Source organism: Rhizobium sp. BR 315, assembly GCF_050577975.1.
Taxonomy (GTDB): domain Bacteria; phylum Pseudomonadota; class Alphaproteobacteria; order Rhizobiales; family Rhizobiaceae; genus Rhizobium; species Rhizobium miluonense.
This window is the reverse complement of sequence record NZ_JARWKZ010000019.1, coordinates 1-16,237: the sequence shown is the minus strand read 5'-3', so window position 1 is coordinate 16,237 and position 16,237 is coordinate 1. Positions and strand designations below refer to the sequence as shown.

Annotated in this window: 13 protein-coding genes and 1 tRNA gene; 7 read left to right on the top strand and 7 right to left on the bottom strand. The window is 60.5% G+C overall.

Going from position 1 to position 16,237, the window contains the following annotated elements; all coding sequences use genetic code 11:
• The first annotated feature begins 11 nt into the window (after nucleotides 1-11).
• Entirely contained in the window at nucleotides 12-905 is an 894-nt protein-coding gene (locus QD409_RS18795) for an alpha/beta fold hydrolase (RefSeq protein ID WP_092851399.1), read from the top strand.
• Between the two features lie 125 nt (nucleotides 906-1,030).
• Here the strand turns inward: QD409_RS18795 and QD409_RS18790 are convergent, their stop codons facing one another.
• From QD409_RS18790 to QD409_RS18780, 3 genes are all read right to left on the bottom strand, one after another.
• A complete protein-coding gene (locus QD409_RS18790) occupies nucleotides 1,031-2,119 on the bottom strand; it encodes a porin (protein WP_092851396.1) in 1,089 nt (362 codons plus the stop codon).
• A gap of 454 nt (nucleotides 2,120-2,573) precedes the next feature.
• Nucleotides 2,574-3,635: a porin gene (locus QD409_RS18785; protein ID WP_092851391.1), complete on the bottom strand. Its 1,062-nt coding sequence runs from the start codon at nucleotides 3,633-3,635 to the stop codon at nucleotides 2,574-2,576.
• Nucleotides 3,636-4,125: 490 nt separating this feature from the next.
• Entirely contained in the window at nucleotides 4,126-5,049 is a 924-nt protein-coding gene (locus QD409_RS18780; RefSeq protein WP_092851386.1) for a LysR family transcriptional regulator, read from the bottom strand.
• 74 nt (nucleotides 5,050-5,123) lie between these two features.
• On the opposite strand from QD409_RS18780, the gene QD409_RS18775 reads away from it, so the two are divergent.
• Nucleotides 5,124-6,086: an NAD-dependent epimerase/dehydratase family protein gene (locus tag QD409_RS18775; RefSeq protein ID WP_245298040.1), complete on the top strand. Its 963-nt coding sequence runs from the start codon at nucleotides 5,124-5,126 to the stop codon at nucleotides 6,084-6,086.
• A 130-nt stretch (nucleotides 6,087-6,216) separates the two neighbouring features.
• Here QD409_RS18775 and QD409_RS18770 read toward each other — a convergent pair.
• The 3 genes from QD409_RS18770 to QD409_RS18760 all read right to left on the bottom strand — a co-directional run bounded on the left by QD409_RS18770 (nucleotide 6,217) and on the right by QD409_RS18760 (nucleotide 8,947).
• Nucleotides 6,217-6,306: transfer RNA gene (locus QD409_RS18770), tRNA-Ser, on the bottom strand.
• Between the two features lie 105 nt (nucleotides 6,307-6,411).
• Nucleotides 6,412-7,629: an NAD(P)/FAD-dependent oxidoreductase gene (locus QD409_RS18765; protein WP_092851631.1), complete on the bottom strand. Its 1,218-nt coding sequence runs from the start codon at nucleotides 7,627-7,629 to the stop codon at nucleotides 6,412-6,414.
• Between the two features lie 202 nt (nucleotides 7,630-7,831).
• The gene (locus QD409_RS18760) at nucleotides 7,832-8,947 is read right to left on the bottom strand and encodes a Gfo/Idh/MocA family protein (protein ID WP_092851384.1); all 1,116 of its coding nucleotides are present in this window, start codon (nucleotides 8,945-8,947) and stop codon (nucleotides 7,832-7,834) included.
• A gap of 228 nt (nucleotides 8,948-9,175) precedes the next feature.
• Here QD409_RS18760 and QD409_RS18755 point away from each other — a divergent pair, with 228 nt between their 5' ends.
• The 5 genes from QD409_RS18755 to iolB all read left to right on the top strand — a co-directional run bounded on the left by QD409_RS18755 (nucleotide 9,176) and on the right by iolB (nucleotide 15,954).
• On the top strand, nucleotides 9,176-10,048 hold the full coding sequence (locus QD409_RS18755; RefSeq protein WP_092851383.1) for a MurR/RpiR family transcriptional regulator: 873 nt from the start codon (nucleotides 9,176-9,178) through the stop codon (nucleotides 10,046-10,048).
• Between the two features lie 176 nt (nucleotides 10,049-10,224).
• Nucleotides 10,225-12,159 carry a bifunctional 5-dehydro-2-deoxygluconokinase/5-dehydro-2-deoxyphosphogluconate aldolase gene (locus tag QD409_RS18750; RefSeq protein WP_092851381.1) on the top strand — a complete coding sequence of 645 codons (1,935 nt, stop codon included), beginning with the start codon at nucleotides 10,225-10,227 and terminating at the stop codon, nucleotides 12,157-12,159.
• 89 nt (nucleotides 12,160-12,248) lie between these two features.
• The gene (gene iolD, locus QD409_RS18745) at nucleotides 12,249-14,099 is read left to right on the top strand and encodes a 3D-(3,5/4)-trihydroxycyclohexane-1,2-dione acylhydrolase (decyclizing) (RefSeq protein WP_092851379.1); all 1,851 of its coding nucleotides are present in this window, start codon (nucleotides 12,249-12,251) and stop codon (nucleotides 14,097-14,099) included.
• A 67-nt stretch (nucleotides 14,100-14,166) separates the two neighbouring features.
• Complete coding sequence (iolE, locus tag QD409_RS18740; RefSeq protein ID WP_092851377.1) at nucleotides 14,167-15,084, top strand: myo-inosose-2 dehydratase; 918 nt, start codon at nucleotides 14,167-14,169, stop codon at nucleotides 15,082-15,084.
• Between the two features lie 72 nt (nucleotides 15,085-15,156).
• Nucleotides 15,157-15,954, top strand: a complete 798-nt coding sequence (gene iolB / locus QD409_RS18735; RefSeq protein WP_092851375.1) for a 5-deoxy-glucuronate isomerase — start codon at nucleotides 15,157-15,159, stop codon at nucleotides 15,952-15,954.
• A 16-nt stretch (nucleotides 15,955-15,970) separates the two neighbouring features.
• Here the strand turns inward: iolB and QD409_RS18730 are convergent.
• Nucleotides 15,971-16,237: hypothetical protein (locus tag QD409_RS18730; protein WP_430763380.1), on the bottom strand; the 267-nt coding region annotated here is incomplete at its 5' end.

Genomic DNA, 16,237 nt, shown 5'->3' with positions numbered 1-16,237 from the left:
AGGCATGATGCATGCGCAGCGACGATGAAAGCGGCTTCCTTGCTCGAACGATATCCACCCAGGATGGCCTGAAGCTCTATGTTCGAGACTATATGGGCGATGCATCGGCAACGCGGGCGCGGCCGCCCGTCATCTGCCTGCCGGGCCTGACCCGCAATTCGCGGGACTTCCACCAATTGGCGCTGCTTTTGGCGCAGCATCCGACCGCTCCCTACAGGGTGATCACGCTCGATGCCCGCGGACGCGGCCAATCCGAACGCGATGCTGACAAATCCCACTACAATCTTGCCGTCGAAGCGCAGGACGTCCTGACCGTCTGTGCCGCCCTCGCTATCCCGCAAGCAGTCTTCATCGGCACGTCACGCGGCGGTCTCGTGATGCATCTGCTCGCAGCCAGTCGTCCGGACATCCTGAAAGCAGCCATTCTCAATGATATTGGTCCTGCGCTTGAGAAACCCGGTCTGGCTGATATTCGCGACTACCTCAATCGTGACAGGAAGCCCATCGACCGAGACGATGCCGTTGCAATCCTGCGCGAGAATCACGGGGCCGCCTTTACTGTTCTCAGCGATGACGACTGGCAGGACATGGCTGACGCGATCTATGCCTTCACCGATGGCAAACCCGTGGCTGATTACGACTTGGCCATCGCTGAACAGCTGCAATCGCTTGACCTCGAGGCCCCTCTTGCGGATCTGTGGCCGCAATTCGAGGGATTCAACGGCATTCCCTTGATGGTGATTCGCGGCGGGAACTCCAGGCTGCTGAGCACAGTCGTCACCGAAGAAATGGCACGCCGTCATCAGGGCACAATCATCAAGACGGTGGCCGGCCAGGGCCACGCCCCTATCCTGCATCTCGGCGATGTTCCGGAGGCAATCCGGAGCTTTCTATCGGCGGTTTGACAACAGCCCCGATCGTTTCTGGGGACAGCACGCAATGAAAAGGCCCGGTTGGGAAAACCGGGCCTGTCCTTTTCTGATCGGAGGTCAGATCAGAAAATTTGTCGATGTCGATTCGGCGGACCGAATTAGAAGCTGCGCTGGAAGCGGAGGATACCAGCCCACTGATCCTGGTTCACAGAATCGAAGTTGGTGTAGGTAACTTCCGGCTCGACGAGCAGGTTCTTAACCGGGTTCCACTTGACGTTCGTGGTTGCTTCGAAGATCTTGCTGTCGGTGTAGGCGAGCTGGACGTTCCACTTCAGCTTCTCGTTGATCGGAACGCTGACGCCGCCCCAAACTGCCCAGTCGCCCCAGCCGCAGAGATCGCCACGGCCAACCGGGCAAGCAGATGCGTTCAGGTTCGAACCGGCATACTGGTTCAGCTTGCCGCCGTCGGTGTTCCAGCCGCCCATCAAGAAGGCCTTGAAGACGCCGAAGTCGGCATCGACGCGAGCCTTGATGGCGCCTTCTTCGACGATCGAGTCGTAACCGCCGACGACCTTGAAGCCGAAGTTGCCAACCTTGTAGCCGATACCGGCAACGGCGTTCGGAGCGTACTGGTTAGTCTTCGCCTGAACCCAAGCGCCGCCGTAGGAAGAGGTATCAGCACCGGAGTTGCTGTCTTCGACCGAGACCACAGCCGTGAAGCCGTTGCCGGCGTCGTAGTTGTAGCTGATCTGGTTGAGTTCGTACGGGCCGTCATAGACCACGTCGTCGTTGATGACGTCGCCAGCATAACCGGTGAAGACGTTGTACTGCGAGTCAGCCTTACCGACGAGGAAGCCACCGAGGCTGATGTTAGCCCAGAGCAGCTTGGTGGCAGTGCTGTTGCCTTCCTGCCAATCCCAACGGATAACTGTGTTGGTCTTCAGCGGACCGTATTCCGTGTCCGATGCAGTGTCGAGGCTCAGCTGAGCGCGGGTATGCCAGAGAGTGCCGTTGTGGCTATTCGGGTTGTAGGCATCGTACCACTTGCCTTCGGTACGAACCATACCGCCGACCTTGAGGCAGGTTTCGGTGCCCGGAATGAAGAAGTAGCCTGCACCGTATGCGTCGCAGATGCGAACGTATTCCAGCGGCTCCGGCTCGGCAGCAACGATAGCGTCGGCTGCGTGAGCACCGGATACTGCTGCCAGCGCAGCAGCGGAGCCGAGAAGAAGGCTCTTGATGTTCATAGTAACTCCAGTTTTAATATCAATTAGGTACGAGAAATCACGCCGAGAAAATCGACGTGCCCCACCCCCACCTAAGTTTTTTCAAAGTTGACCCCTGATCTGGGAGAACCAAGACAATAAGCCTTGCTTCCGATTTGGACCCTACAGATCGTTTTTTTCAGAGCAATATCAGATACAAACTATCGGCATTTATGACGCGCGTTTCAAAGAACGCGTTGCACAAAGATCACGTCGCAAAATCGTCACATTACCGACGCGTCCAAATCAAATTCTGCTTAAAATTACATGGGAAAGCATTCAACCCGCGGGAAAAGTGTGCCGCGCCAAAACAGTCGGCCTGATCTTTCCAATATCGGAAAGAAATGCTGCGACAGGCAACGCAAAAAGCCCGGCCTTTCGACCGGGCTTCTCCTCACCGAAGTGAGAAATCTCAGATGACCGAAGTCAAATCAGATTAGAACGAACGCTGGAAGCGGAGGATACCAGCCCACTGGTCCTGATTGATGGAGTCCCAGTTGGTGTAAGAAACTTCCGGCTCGATGAGCAGGTTCTTAACCGGGTTCCACTTGACGTTCGTCGTAGCGGCGAAAATCTTGGAGTCGGTGTAGGCGAGCTGAACGTTCCACTTCAGCTTTTCGTTGATCGGAACGCTAGCGCCGCCCCACAGAGCCCAGTCACCCCAGCCGATCGGAGCAGCAGCGCCGCCGCCGTTCGAACCAGCGTACTTGTTCAGCTTGCTGCCGTCGGTGTTCCAGCCGCCCATCAAGAAGGCCGAGAATGCGCCGAAGTCAGCGTCTACACGAGCCTTGATAGCGCCTTCTTCGACGATCGAGTCGTAACCGCCGACGACCTTGAAGCCGAAGTTGCCAACCTTGTAGCCAACACCGGCAACAGCGTCAGGAGCGTAGTGGTTGTGGCTGTCTTCGCCGTTGGCGCCGGTAGCACCCGTGCCAGAGTTGCTGTCTTCGACCGAGACCACAGCCGTGAAGCCGTTGCCGGCATCGTAGTTGTAGGTGATCTGGTTCAGCTCGTACGGGCCGTCATAGACCACGTCGTCGTTGATGACGTCGCCGGCATAACCGGTGAAGACGTTGAACTGCGAGTCTTCCTTACCGACGGTGAAGCCGCCGAGGCTGATGCTGGCGTGCAGCAGGTTGGTACCCGTTGCGTTACCTTCCTGCCAGTCCCAACGAATTTCAGTGTTGGTCTTCAGCGGGCCGTATTCGGTGTCCGAAGCCGTCTGCAGCTGCAGCTCAGCGCGGGTGTGCCACTTGGTGCCGAAGTGAGTGTTCGGGTTGTAGGCGTCGTACCATTCACCTTCAGTACGAACCTTACCACCGATCTTGAGGCAGGTTTCGGTGCCTGGGATGAAGAAGTAGCCAGCGCCGTAGGCGTCGCAGATGCGGACGTACTCAAGCGGCTCCGGCTCGGCAGCAACGATGGCGTCTGCTGCGTGAGCACCGGATACTGCTGCGAGGGCAGCAGCGGAGCCGAGAAGAAGGCTCTTGATGTTCATATTGACCTCCAGTCAAAGTTTTAAGCGAAAATGAAAACTACCCGAAGGTATTCCCTGTCCCATCTTCGTGTTTCAAGAAGTGGACGATCAATCGCCCTCGCTTCCGAGAGTGAAAATACAAGACGCGCTCTGTCACGCAATCGACATCTTGCCGGAAAGGGTGATTTGCGTAAGCCTTCCCTGAGCCCTGTTGCCGAAAGGACACAAAACGGCCAACCGGCGGCAATAAAGGTTTAGACTTTGTTAAGAAAATCCTTAATCTGCGGGGGGTTATAGGGGCCGCCCAAATATTGGCAAAGAATTGAAATGGGCGCTCGGATGGCCATCACATGGCAATTTGAGGGGTTTTGCGACGCTCCGCAGGCCCATTGCGACATTAGTCGAGCCTTCGACCAATGACGAACGGCCACCGCCTCAGTCCGCTGGTCGTCCCGAAACGATGCACATACCCAAATGATTCCCATCGGCTGCGATTCGGCAGCGGGCGTGCCTATCGATAAACCGTTGATGCGACGTCACGCATCAGTTCGCGGAACCAGACGAGAGCCGGATCGGCGGAGCGTAGGCGGTCCCAAACCAGCGTAACGGAAAACGGTTCTGGAATTAGTGGCGATGGCCTCATCGCAAGCCCGAACATGTCGCCGAAGCGGCGGCTCAGCGCTTCCGATAGCGTGGTGACGTAGTCCGTCGCCGCCACCACCGCGAGTGCGACGGCAAAATGCGGCGTCGCCAGAGCGATCGTCCGCGACAGCCCACGCGCCGCCAGCGCCGCATCGATCTCCGACTGGCCATCGCCAAAGATGGTGATGGCGGCATGGGAGAAGCGGGCATAGTCTTCCGCCGATACCGGCCCGGCAGCCAAGGGATGGCCGCGGCGCGTCACGAGCATCAGCCGGTCGACACCCAGCACCATGCTCTCTGCGCCCGGCGGTAAGGGCGAAGATGCCAAAGCAAAGGCAAAATCGATTCGCCCCTGCTGTATGTGGCGGACCGTCTCGGGGCCGTAGCTCTCCACTGCGACGCGGAAGCCCGGCGCATCATGCGACACCCTGCGCATCACTTCCGGCATCAGCAGCAGCGTCTGGGCGTCGGCGGCAGCGATCCGCACCGTGCGCTGCTCTATCGCCGGATCGAACGGCGCATCACGGAACAACGCGCCCAACTGCGCGAGCGCGGCCGCGACCTGCGGCGCCAGCCGCTCAGCCTTTGGCGTCAGTGTGAAGCCACCCGCCTGGCGCACTAGGAGCGGATCGCCGAACAGTGATCGCAGCCGGTTGAGGGCACGGCTCATCGCGGGCTGGCTCAACCCCACGTCGCGTCCGGCATGGGTGACATTGCGCCGCAGCAGCAGCGCATCGAGTACCGGCAGGAGATCGAGATCTATTCCGGAAAGATGCTTGTTTGATATACTCATTATGGCAACAATGCATTGTGTGCATGGTTCAGTCCAGTGCTATCCTGCCGGAAGTGATAGGATCGGAAGGGCGCATGATGGACAGACAGGACGTGATCTTCGGCTACGGTGCGGCAGGCCGGGCCATTGCGGAAAGGCTCGCGGCGGCGGGACGCGCGGTTCTTATCGCGCAGCGTTCGCGCCCGGACGATCTTCCTGCCGGCATGGAGTTCATCCGCTGCGACGTGCTCGACCGTGCTGCTGTCGTGAACGCCGCGGCTGGCGCGGCGCGGATCGTCATCGCCACCGGCTTTACCTATGACACCACGGTCTGGGAAAGATGCTGGCCGCAGGCGATGGCGAATTTCCTAGCAGCCGCCGAGGCGACCGGCGCACCGACCCTGTTCTTCGACAACTTATATATGTATGGCCCGCAGGAGGGGCCGATCCGCGAAAGCACGCCCTTCACGCCCTGGGGCGGCAAGCCGGCCGTGCGGCGGGCGATCAGCGAGATGTGGCAGGAGGCGTCAAACCAGGGGCGCGTCCGCATGAGCGCCCTGCGCGTCAGCGATTTCTATGGGCCTGGCGTGACGAACAGTCATCTGGGCGAGTCGCTGTTCGGCCGGCTGGCAGCCGGCAAGGCGGTGCAATTCGCGATGCCGATCGATCATCCGCACGACGTCGCCTATCTTCCCGATGCTGCCCGCGCGGCACAGCAACTGCTCGATGCACCCGAGGATGCCTGGGGCCAGGTATGGCACATGCCCTGCGCCAAGACGCGAACGCTCAGGGAGATCGTGATCATTGCGGCGGCGGCGATGGGCCGGACGCCGCGCATCCAGACGATCCCGGCTATCCTTCAGCCGGTGTTACGGATGGCGGTGCCGATCCTGCGCGAGGTGCATGACATACGCTTCCTCTTCGACCGCCCCTACCAAATCGATGCGACGAAGTTTACGGCCCGCTTTTCGCTGGACGTGACGCCAATCGATGTGGGGGTCGCCGAAACGGCCCGTCATTTCCTGAGCGTCGCTAACCCACAGGCTGATGCTGCTTGAGCCGATACGCGACCGAAAGGGGGCAATTTGAAAAGAGAGAAGACGGCAATCGGAAGGTGAGGTGATCGCCAGGTCGACCATTCGGCACCCAGCCTGAGAGAGATGTCTTCGGGTATGGGCGAGGTCATCATGGCGGAGAAGATGGGATTCGAACCCACGATACCATTTCTGGTATACTCCCTTAGCAGGGGAGCGCCTTCGACCACTCGGCCACCTCTCCGGTGCGGCCCTGATAGGGCCATTCATTTATCGACGCAAGCGCTTTTTCGCCTCCACCCACGTTCTTTCCGAGATTCGGCGATAGCCGGCTGTCGAATGTGGCGCGTCAGGCCAATAGTTGCTTGAGGTCAGCAGCCGGGTCGGAAAGAATCGCTTTGGACGGATTGACGCCGCTTTCCAGCAGCTTCTTGCCGGTAACATAGGCCTTTGCATCGTTTACGGCATCGACGGCAATGAAGCGGCCCTGCTTGAAATACCAGACAGAGGCAGCGCCCTCACGCGCGCCGGGACGCAGCAGCGTCTCGTCATAGCCAAGATTGAAGCCGGCAATCTGCAGCTTGACGTCATACTGATCCGACCAGAACCAAGGTTTCGGATCGTAGGCCTTATCGCCGCCGGCAATGATCTCGGCAGCAGCATCCGCCTGGTCGACCGCGTTCTGAACTGATTCGAGCCGGATCCGCGTGCCGTCCCATGGCAATTCGACGCAGTCGCCCATAGCGAAGATCGACGGATCGGAGGTGCGGGCGAACGAATCGACGACAATCCCATTGCCGACCTCCAGGCCTGCTTCCTTGGCGAGCCTGTCGTTCGGGGCGACGCCGATACCGACGACAACGAAGTCTATATCTATAGTGGTCCCGTCGGAAAGCTCCGCGGCGGCGACATGACCATTCCTGCCGACGAGCTGCTTCAGCCCGGTCTTCTCGCGAATGACAACATCATGTTTCTGGTGGATCGACCTGAAGATATCGGCCGTTTCCTTGGCCGCGACCCGTTGCAGGATTCGGTCGCCCATTTCAATCAGGGTGACCTCGAGGCCGCGATGGCGAGCGACGGCTGCAGCTTCCAGCCCGATATATCCGCCTCCGATGATGAGGACCCGGCGTCCGGGGCGCATCTCGCCCGCAAGCAGATCCGCATCGCGCTTGTCACGAGCAACATAGACGCCTTCGAGCGCGCCACCGACGGATGGCGGAAGCCGGCGCGGCGTGGAGCCGGTGGCAAGCGCCAGCGTCTCATAATCCAGCCTCGAGCCATCCTGCATGACGATCTGCTTTGCAGCGCGGTCGATCTGCTCGACCCAGGTGGACAGGCGAATCTCGACATTGTTGTCGGCATACCAATGTTCCGGGCGGAACAGCAGGCGATCGAAGCTCATCTCGCCAAGGAGATATTTTTTGGTCAATGGCGGCCGCTGGTATGGGAGACTCTCTTCTGCGCCCACAATGGTAATCGGCCTCGAATCACCAAGCATCCGCAACTTGGCGGCAAGAGCAAAACCCGCCTGCCCGGCCCCGACAATGACCAACCTGCCCGTCACGATCCGTACTCCATTGTTATTATGGCGATCCAATCCGCGCGAATGCGGGAGGATGCGCTTCGGCTTCAGGGGTAGCGCTTGCGCCGGCAAGCGTCAATCATGACTGACCCTGCGCCCCGGATCGGGAGAAAGTTAGGCCACCACGTTTTTCTCCGGCCGCATTTCTGCGATGCCGGGCGGGGGTGCGCCTGGCCGCAATGATCTAGGCGATTTCGATCCATCGCCGCTCGTGGAAGGATTGCGCCATGGCGTGCACCGATTTCTCGATACGCAGGCCATCATTGAAAGCCACGACTGACGCAGCCTCCCCGGAGATGGCGCGGATCAGCTCGCGGCACTCGATGATCTTCAGATCGTTGAAGCCGAGGCCATGGCCCGGCGCGGGGATGAAGCGGTCATAGGGTTTATGAGCAGGAGCGGCGAGAATCTTGCGGAACCCCTGTTCCGTATCCCTGCCCGCGGCCTGATAAAGCTCGAATTCGTTCATGCGCTCCTGATCGTAGGAGATCGAGCCCTTTGAGCCGAAGATCTGCAGGGCGATCCGTCCCTTGCGTCCCCAGGCCGACCGGTTGGCCATGAGCACGGCGGAAAGGCCGCCGCCAAGCCGCATCAGCACGTTGGCCAGATCGTGGTTTTCGACGGCACGGCTGCCGCCGTCCTTCAATGGCCGCTCGGCATAGGGCTTTACCATATCGGTGATGACGGCCTCCACATGGCCGAAGAGAAACCAGAGCAGCGAGAGCGGATGCACGGCAAAATCGTCCAAAGCGCCGTAGCCGGAGGCAAGCTCGCTCTTCCAGTAGAACAAGCCGTTCGGATCGGCCATGAAATCCTCATCCATCTCGACGCGGACATGATTGACCGTACCGATCGCGCCCTCTTCGATTAGCGACTTGATGTGCCGCATCACAGGGTTCTGGATATAATTGTAGCCGAGAATGGCGATCTTGCCGGAAACCTTGGCCGCCGCCAGCATGCGTTCGGCATCATCATAAACCGGCGCCATGGGCTTTTCACACCAGACGTGCTTGCCAGCCTCAAGGGCCGCGATCGCCATTTCCGGGTGGAACTGGTTGGGTGTCGTGACGGAAACGACGTCGACATCGGGATCCGCAATGAGATCGCGCCAGTCGGCCGTCGCCTTCTCGAAGCCGAACTCATCGCCCCGCGTCTTCGCCAGATCGGCATTCGCTTCGGCCAGATGGACGAGACGAGGTCGCGCCACATCGCCGAACACGGTCTTGACCGCATTCCACGCGAGCGCGTGGCATTTGCCCATGTAGCCCGTACCGATCAGTCCAACGCCCAACGGTTTCATTTGCCTGTCCTCCTCCGCTTCCTCTCGAAGCTGGTTCATTTTTGGAATGTTTAGACCGTTTTGGCAAGCGCACATTTCGTGCCGCCGACATGAGACTTCGACGGACATCTAAATTACACGTTTAAAATCATTAGCTTAAAAATATTCGTGCCGATTAAATCGAAATCCGCTATCTTTGCAAATATGGAATACTTATTCCATCATGGGCATGAATGGCGGAAGGCAGGCATGGATAACAGTATCGACACGCAGACAAGGGTGCCGCGCGACTTCGAAAGCTTGCGCAGCAACATCATAGAGCGCAAGAATGCCATGCCGAAGCGACTGGCGCAGGTTGCCGCCTTCGCGCTTGGCAATCCCGATGAAATTGCCTTCGGCACTACGGCGAGCATCGCGGCCGCCGCCGAAGTCCAGCCTTCAACGCTGGTACGTCTTGCCCACCACCTCGGCTATGAAGGCTTTTCCGATCTGCAAAGCATCTTCCGCGAGAGGCTGCGCGACCGGACGCTCAGCTATGAAGAGCGGTTGGTGACGCTGGAACGCTCCGGCATCGAGAATGAGGAGGCCAGCATTCTCTCCGGCTTCCTGTCTGCCGCAAGCCAGTCGGTCAACAAGCTGGCCGCGACCATCGAGACGGAGACTTTCGCCAAGGCGGTCGACGTGCTTGCCGCCGCCGAGACCATCTATCTTATTGCCAAGCGCCGCTCCTATCCGCTCACCGCCCATATGGCTTACGCCTTTTCCAAGCTGAACATACGCCATCAGATCGTCGCCTCGCCGAATGGCATCGATAGCGAGATCGCCCGCTTCGCCACGGAGAAGGATGCTGCGATCGCTGCGAGCTTTTCTCCCTATGCCGCCGAGAGCCTAGCACAGGCGCAGGATCTCGCCTCGCGCAATGTGCCGGTCATTGCCATTACCGATTCGGCCTTCTCGCCGCTCACCGCCTGTGCGACCCATTGGTTCGAGGTCGCAGAGACCGATTTTGCCGGCTTCCGCTCCATGTCGGCATCGATGGCGCTCGTCATGGCCTTCCCCGTTGCCATTGCCGAGCGGCGAAGAAAAGGTGCGGCAAAAGCAGATAAAACGAAAATGGAATAAATATTCCGAATTGACAAAATCTCGGAACCAATGTTTCACTATAGCTGAGATCGGGGTGCGAGAAATGAGCGCCGATCCACCGCAACCGGGACGAAACGAATACCGGCACCTTTAATGACGCGTGATCTCGGCGCAAGCTGAAAAGCCGGAGGATCAGGCACGGACGGGAGGACATCATGGCACACGACAATCCTGGCGCTCAGCCGGAGGCGAAACTCGATGTGATCACCATCGGCAGGTCCTCCGTCGATCTTTACGGCCAGCAGATCGGCTCGAAGCTCGAGGACATCGCCTCTTTCGCCAAATCGGTCGGCGGCTGCCCGGCCAATATCGCCATCGGCACCGCCCGGCTTGGCCTCAAATCCGGCCTCATCACCCGCGTCGGCGACGAGCAGATGGGCCGCTTCATTCGCGAACAGGCGGCACGCGAGGGTGTTGCCGTCGACGGGATCGCCACGGACAAGGAACGCCTGACGGCGCTGGTGCTCTTGGCGGTCGAGGCCGAGGGCGTCTCGCCGATGATCTTCTATCGGTCCGACTGCGCCGACATGGCACTCAACGAAGACGACATCGACGAGAACTTCATCAAGTCCTCCGGCGCCGTTCTGGTGTCCGGCACGCATTTTTCCAAGCCCAATACCGAAGCGGCACAGCGCAAGGCGATCCGCATCGCCAAGGCGAACGGCCGCAAGGTGATCTTCGACATCGATTATCGACCGAACCTCTGGGGCCTTGCCGGTCATGCCGAAGGCTTCGAGCGCTATGTGAAGTCGGACCGCGTGTCCGCCAAGATGAAGGAGACACTGCCGGATTGCGACCTGATCGTCGGGACGGAAGAAGAGATCATGATCGCCTCCGGTGCCGACGACGTGCTCGGCGCCTTGAAGGAAATCCGCCGTCTCTCATCGGCAGTCATCGTGCTGAAGCGCGGCGCCATGGGCTGCATCGTCTATGAAGGCCCGATCTCGGACGATCTGGAAGCCGGCATCGTCGGCCAGGGTTTCCCGATCGAGGTATTCAACGTTCTCGGCGCGGGCGACGCCTTCATGTCCGGATTCCTGCGCGGCTATCTGCGCGGCGAGCCCTTGAAGACCTGCGCCACCTGGGCCAATGCCTGCGGCGCCTTTGCCGTCTCGCGCCTCCTCTGCTCGCCGGAATATCCGACCTGGGCCGAGCTCGATTTCTTCCTGAAGACGGGCAGCAAGCACCGGGCGCTGCGCAAGGACGAAGCGATCAACCATATTCATTGGGCGACGACCCGCCGCGGCGACGAGATCCCTTTGCTGATGGCGCTTGCCATCGATCATCGCTCGCAGCTCGTCAGCGTCGCCGACGAACTGGGCATCGGCCACGAGAAGATCGTCGCCTTCAAGCGGCTTGCCGTCGAGGCGGCAGCACGGGTGGCCGACGGCCGGCCCGGCTACGGCATGCTGATCGACGAGCGTTTCGGACGCGACGCCTTTTTCGATGCGGCCACCAAGGACTTCTCCTGGATCGGACGCCCGGTCGAACTGCCGGGATCGAAGCCGCTGAAATTCGAGTTCAGCCAGGACATCGGCTCGCAGCTCGTCGAATGGCCGCTTAACCACTGTATCAAATGCCTGTGCTTCTACCATCCGGACGATCCGAAGGAATTGAAGGCGGAGCAGCAGGAGAAGTTGCGGACGCTGTTCGAAGCCGCCCGCAAGGTTGGCCGCGAGCTTCTGGTCGAGATCATTGCCAGCAAGAACGGGCCGCTGACCGACGACACGATCCCGACAGCGATGGAAGAACTCTACGCGCTCGGCATCAAACCGGACTGGTGGAAGCTGGAGCCGCAGGAATCGACGACTGCCTGGAAAAAAATCGATGCCGTGATCGCCAAAAATGATCCATTGTGCCGCGGTATCGTGCTGCTCGGCCTGGAGGCGCCGGCTGAGGAACTGATCCGCAGCTTCGAGGCGACGCTGGCAGCGCCTTCGGTGAAGGGTTTCGCCGTCGGGCGGACCATCTTCTCCGATGCGGCCCGTGCCTGGTTGTCAGGCGCCATGAACGACGAGGAAGCGATTGCCGACATGGCCGGCCGCTTCCGGCAATTGACGGCAGCGTGGCTCAAAACCCGCGGCCTGTGAAATTCTGGAGCAATTCCGGCAAAAGTGCATAGCGGTTTTGCGTCCGGAATTGCTTGAAACAAAGAGATACGGCATTTGGGAGGCGCCCGATGGGCAAGACGATCCGATTGACGATGGCACAGGCCGTCGCGCATTTCCTCAAGAAGCAGATGACCATCATCGACGGGCAGAAGCAGCCGATCTTCGGCGGCGTCTGGGCGATCTTCGGTCACGGCAACGTCGCCGGCATCGGCGAGGCGCTCTATCAGGTGCGCGAGGAGCTTCCGACCTTCCGCGCCCACAATGAACAGGGCATGGCCCATGCCGCCATCGCCTATGCCAAGGCGAGCTTCCGTCAGCGCTTCATGGCCTGCACGACGTCGATCGGCCCCGGCGCCCTTAACATGGTGACGGCGGCCGGCGTCGCCCACGTCAACCGCATCCCCGTTCTCTTCCTTCCCGGCGACGTCTTCGCCAGCCGCGCGCCCGATCCGGTGCTGCAGCAGATCGAGGATTTCGGCGACGGCACCGTTTCCGCCAACGACGCCTTCCGCCCCGTCTCCCGCTATTTCGACCGTATCACCCGCCCGGAGCAGATCATGACGGCGCTAAAGCGCGCCATGCAGGTACTGACCGATCCGCTCGATTGCGGCCCGGTGACGCTCTCGCTGTGCCAGGATGTGCAAGCCGAAGCCTTCGACTATCCGGAGAGCTTCTTTGAGGAGCATGTCTGGACCCAGCGCCGCCCACAGCCGGATGCGGACGAGCTTGCCAATGCCATCGCGCTGATCCGCAAATCGGAAAAACCAGTCATTCTCGCCGGCGGCGGCGTGCTCTATTCGCAAGCGACGAAGGAGCTGGCTGCGTTTGCCGAAGCACATGACATTCCCGTCGTCGTCACCCAGGCAGGCAAGTCGGCCATCGACGAGACGCATCCCTTAGCGCTCGGCTCGGTCGGCGTGACGGGCACGTCTGCGGCCAATGCCATTGCCGAGGATACCGATCTGGTGATCGCGGTCGGCACGCGCTGCCAAGACTTCACCACCGGCTCCTGGGCGCTGTTCAAGAACGAGAAGATGGCCATGATCGGCCTCAACATCGCGGCCTACGACGCGTTGAAGCACGACAGTCACCCACTGGTGACGGATGCGCGCGAAGGTCTGAAGGCACTGGGTTCTGGCCTTGCCGGCTGGAAAGCTCCGGCAGCACTTGCCGAGAAGGCAACGCGGGAAAAGAAGATCTGGATGGAAGCCGCCGCCAAGGCGATGGCGGCCACCAATGCCGCCCTGCCCTCCGACGCCCAGGTGATCGGTGCGGTCACTCGCACGATCGGCGGCGAGAAGACCATCGTGCTTTGCGCCGCCGGCGGCCTGCCGGGTGAGCTGCACAAGCTCTGGCCGGCGACAGTGCCCGGCAGCTACCACATGGAATACGGCTTCTCCTGCATGGGTTACGAGATAGCCGGCGGGCTCGGCGCGAAGATGGCCCATCCGGAAAAGGAAGTCGTCGTCATGGTCGGCGATGGCTCCTACATGATGCTGAATTCCGAACTGGCGACCTCGGTCATGCTCGGCCTGAAGATCACCGTCGTTCTGCTCGACAATCGCGGCTACGGCTGCATCAACCGCCTGCAGATGGCGACCGGCGGCGCAAACTTCAACAATCTGCTGAAGGACTCGCGCTTCGAAGTGATGCCGGAGATCGACTTCCGGGCACATGCCGAAAGCATGGGCGCGATTGCCGTGAAGGTTTCCTCCATCACCGAGCTGGAGCAGGCCATCGAAGCTTCGAAAAAGAACGACCGCAGCTCGGTCATCGTCATCGACACGGATCCGCTGATCACCACGGACGAAGGCGGCCATTGGTGGGATGTCGCCGTTCCCGAGGTCAGCCCGCGCGCCGAGGTCAACAAGGCCCGCGCCGCCTATGAGAAAGCCCGCGCCTCCCAGCGCATCGGCTGATCGATTTCCGACACTTTTCTGGAGGAGCTGAGACGCTCCTCCAACACCATTTTCAAGGAGACTATTGATGAAGGCCAAACTCGGCATGTCGCCCATCGCCTGGTGGAACGACGATCTTCCGGAGCTGAGCGACGACGTATCGCTCGAAGAATGCCTGCGCCAGTCGCGTGGTGCCGGCTTCACAGGTATGGAACAAGGCCGGCGCTTCCCCAGCAATCCCGATGAAATGCTGCCGATCCTGCGCGCCGCCGACGTGACGCTTTGCGGCGGCTGGTTCTCGGGCACGCTCGTCAATGAGGAGCTGGCGGCAAACAAGGACCGTATCGCGCCGATGATCGAGCTGTTCAAGGCGGTTAATGCGCCCTGCATCGTCTATGGCGAAGTCGGCCGCTCCATCCAGGGCGACCGCTCCAAGCCGCTCGCTACCAAGCCGCGCCTCTCGGATGACGAGATGAAGGCATATGCCCGTCGCGTCACCGAGTTTGGCGAATGGTGCGCCGCGCAGGGCATGCCGCTCTCCTACCATCATCATATGGCAGCCGTCGTCGAAACCGAGCCGGAACTCGCCGCCTTCATGCTCAATTCCGGCGAAGGCATTCCGCTGCTGCTCGATGCCGGTCATCTCGCCTTTGCCGGCGGCGATGTGCTGCGCGCCATCGACAACCACCACGCCCGCATCAATCACGTCCACGTCAAGGATATCCGCAAGTCCGTCGTCGATGGCCTGGATCGCAGCCGGCAGTCCTTCCTCGATGCCGTAGCGCTCGGCGCGTTCACGGTGCCGGGCGACGGCTCGCTCGATTTCGGCGCCATCGTCAAGCGCTTCGCCGATTACGGCTATGAGGGCTGGTTCGTGGTCGAGGCCGAACAGGATCCGCGCAAGGCTCCGCCGCAGAAGATGGCCGAGATCGGTCATGCCGAGCTGATGCGCGTCATGACGGCAGCGGGTTACACGGTGGAAACCGAAGGCTTTCCCAAGGGATAGCTAGAGATGAGCGCCCCTCACCCGATCGAAGGATGGCGAGGGGTGTTTTTCCAAGCAATGGAGGAAAAACCCATGCCAAATCTCAAGGTCAAACCTGACGGCTCCCATGGCCGCGTCACCCATGTCACGCCCGAAAGCGCCGGCTGGACCTATGTCGGCTTCGACCTCCATCGCCTGAAGCCGGGCGAAACGGCTTCGGCTGAAACCGGCGACCGCGAGGTCTGCCTCGTATGGGTCAGCGGCAAGGGACGCGCCAAGGCGGGTACTAAGGATTTCGGCTTGCTCGGCGGCCGCATGAGCCCCTTCGAGGGCGCACCGCATGCGCTCTATATTCCCGCCGGTTCAAGCTGGTCGGTGACTGCGGACACCGATCTGGAACTCGCCGTCTGCTCGGCACCGGGCGGTGGCTCCTATGAGGCGCGCGCCATTCCGCCGGGCACCCATCCGGCCCTGACACGTGGCAAGGGCACGAATGTCCGCCACGTCAACAATATCATGCCGGAAGACGATGGCGCGGCGCATTCGCTGCTGGTCGTGGAAGTGATCACGCCGGGCGGACATACCTCGTCCTATCCTCCCCATAAGCACGATCAGGACGATCTCCCGAACGAGAGCTTCCTGGAGGAGACCTACTACCACCGCCTCAACCCGCCGCAAGGCTTCGGCTTCCAGCGCGTCTATACCGACGATCGCTCGCTGGACGAAGTCATGGTGCTGGAGGATGGCGACGTGACGCTGGTGCCGAAGGGTTATCATCCTTGCGCCGCCTGCCACGGCTATGATCTCTACTACCTCAACGTCATGGCCGGCCCGAAGCGCATCTGGAAATTCCACAATGCCGTGGAGCACGAATGGCTCCTCAAGTCCTGAGCGGCGCCTGCACAGCTCATAACGAAAAAGGCCGCGCCTGAGAGCGCGGCCTCAGACCGCTGACAAACCCGTCGATATTTTCGGCGGGTTTTGTGTTTGCGGATTGATGCTTTTGAGAAGGTGGCGTTTCGATTTTGTTGAAACGGCCTGATCTGCTCAGGCCATGCTTGGCTTTGGCGCCTTTGTGAGGGCCATTGCGATCTTCTTGATGTTCTGGGCGGCGGCAGCCAGCAGGCACTGGCATCTGACGCACACGAGACTTCGGAAGCGGGCGTATCGGTGA

Excerpts from the sequence above, each read along its gene's own strand:
- QD409_RS18780 (WP_092851386.1), bottom strand. The coding sequence starts at position 5,049 with ATGAGTATATCAAACAAGCATCTTTCCGGAATAGATCTCGATCTCCTG.
- QD409_RS18775 (WP_245298040.1), top strand. The coding sequence starts at position 5,124 with ATGATGGACAGACAGGACGTGATCTTCGGCTACGGTGCGGCAGGCCGG.
- QD409_RS18760 (WP_092851384.1), bottom strand. The coding sequence starts at position 8,947 with ATGAAACCGTTGGGCGTTGGACTGATCGGTACGGGCTACATGGGCAAA.
- QD409_RS18795 (WP_092851399.1), top strand. The coding sequence starts at position 12 with ATGCGCAGCGACGATGAAAGCGGCTTCCTTGCTCGAACGATATCCACC.
- QD409_RS18790 (WP_092851396.1), bottom strand. The coding sequence starts at position 2,119 with ATGAACATCAAGAGCCTTCTTCTCGGCTCCGCTGCTGCGCTGGCAGCA.
- iolD (WP_092851379.1), top strand. The coding sequence starts at position 12,249 with ATGGGCAAGACGATCCGATTGACGATGGCACAGGCCGTCGCGCATTTC.
- iolB (WP_092851375.1), top strand. The coding sequence starts at position 15,157 with ATGCCAAATCTCAAGGTCAAACCTGACGGCTCCCATGGCCGCGTCACC.
- QD409_RS18755 (WP_092851383.1), top strand. The coding sequence starts at position 9,176 with ATGGATAACAGTATCGACACGCAGACAAGGGTGCCGCGCGACTTCGAA.
- iolE (WP_092851377.1), top strand. The coding sequence starts at position 14,167 with ATGAAGGCCAAACTCGGCATGTCGCCCATCGCCTGGTGGAACGACGAT.
- QD409_RS18785 (WP_092851391.1), bottom strand. The coding sequence starts at position 3,635 with ATGAACATCAAGAGCCTTCTTCTCGGCTCCGCTGCTGCCCTCGCAGCA.
- QD409_RS18750 (WP_092851381.1), top strand. The coding sequence starts at position 10,225 with ATGGCACACGACAATCCTGGCGCTCAGCCGGAGGCGAAACTCGATGTG.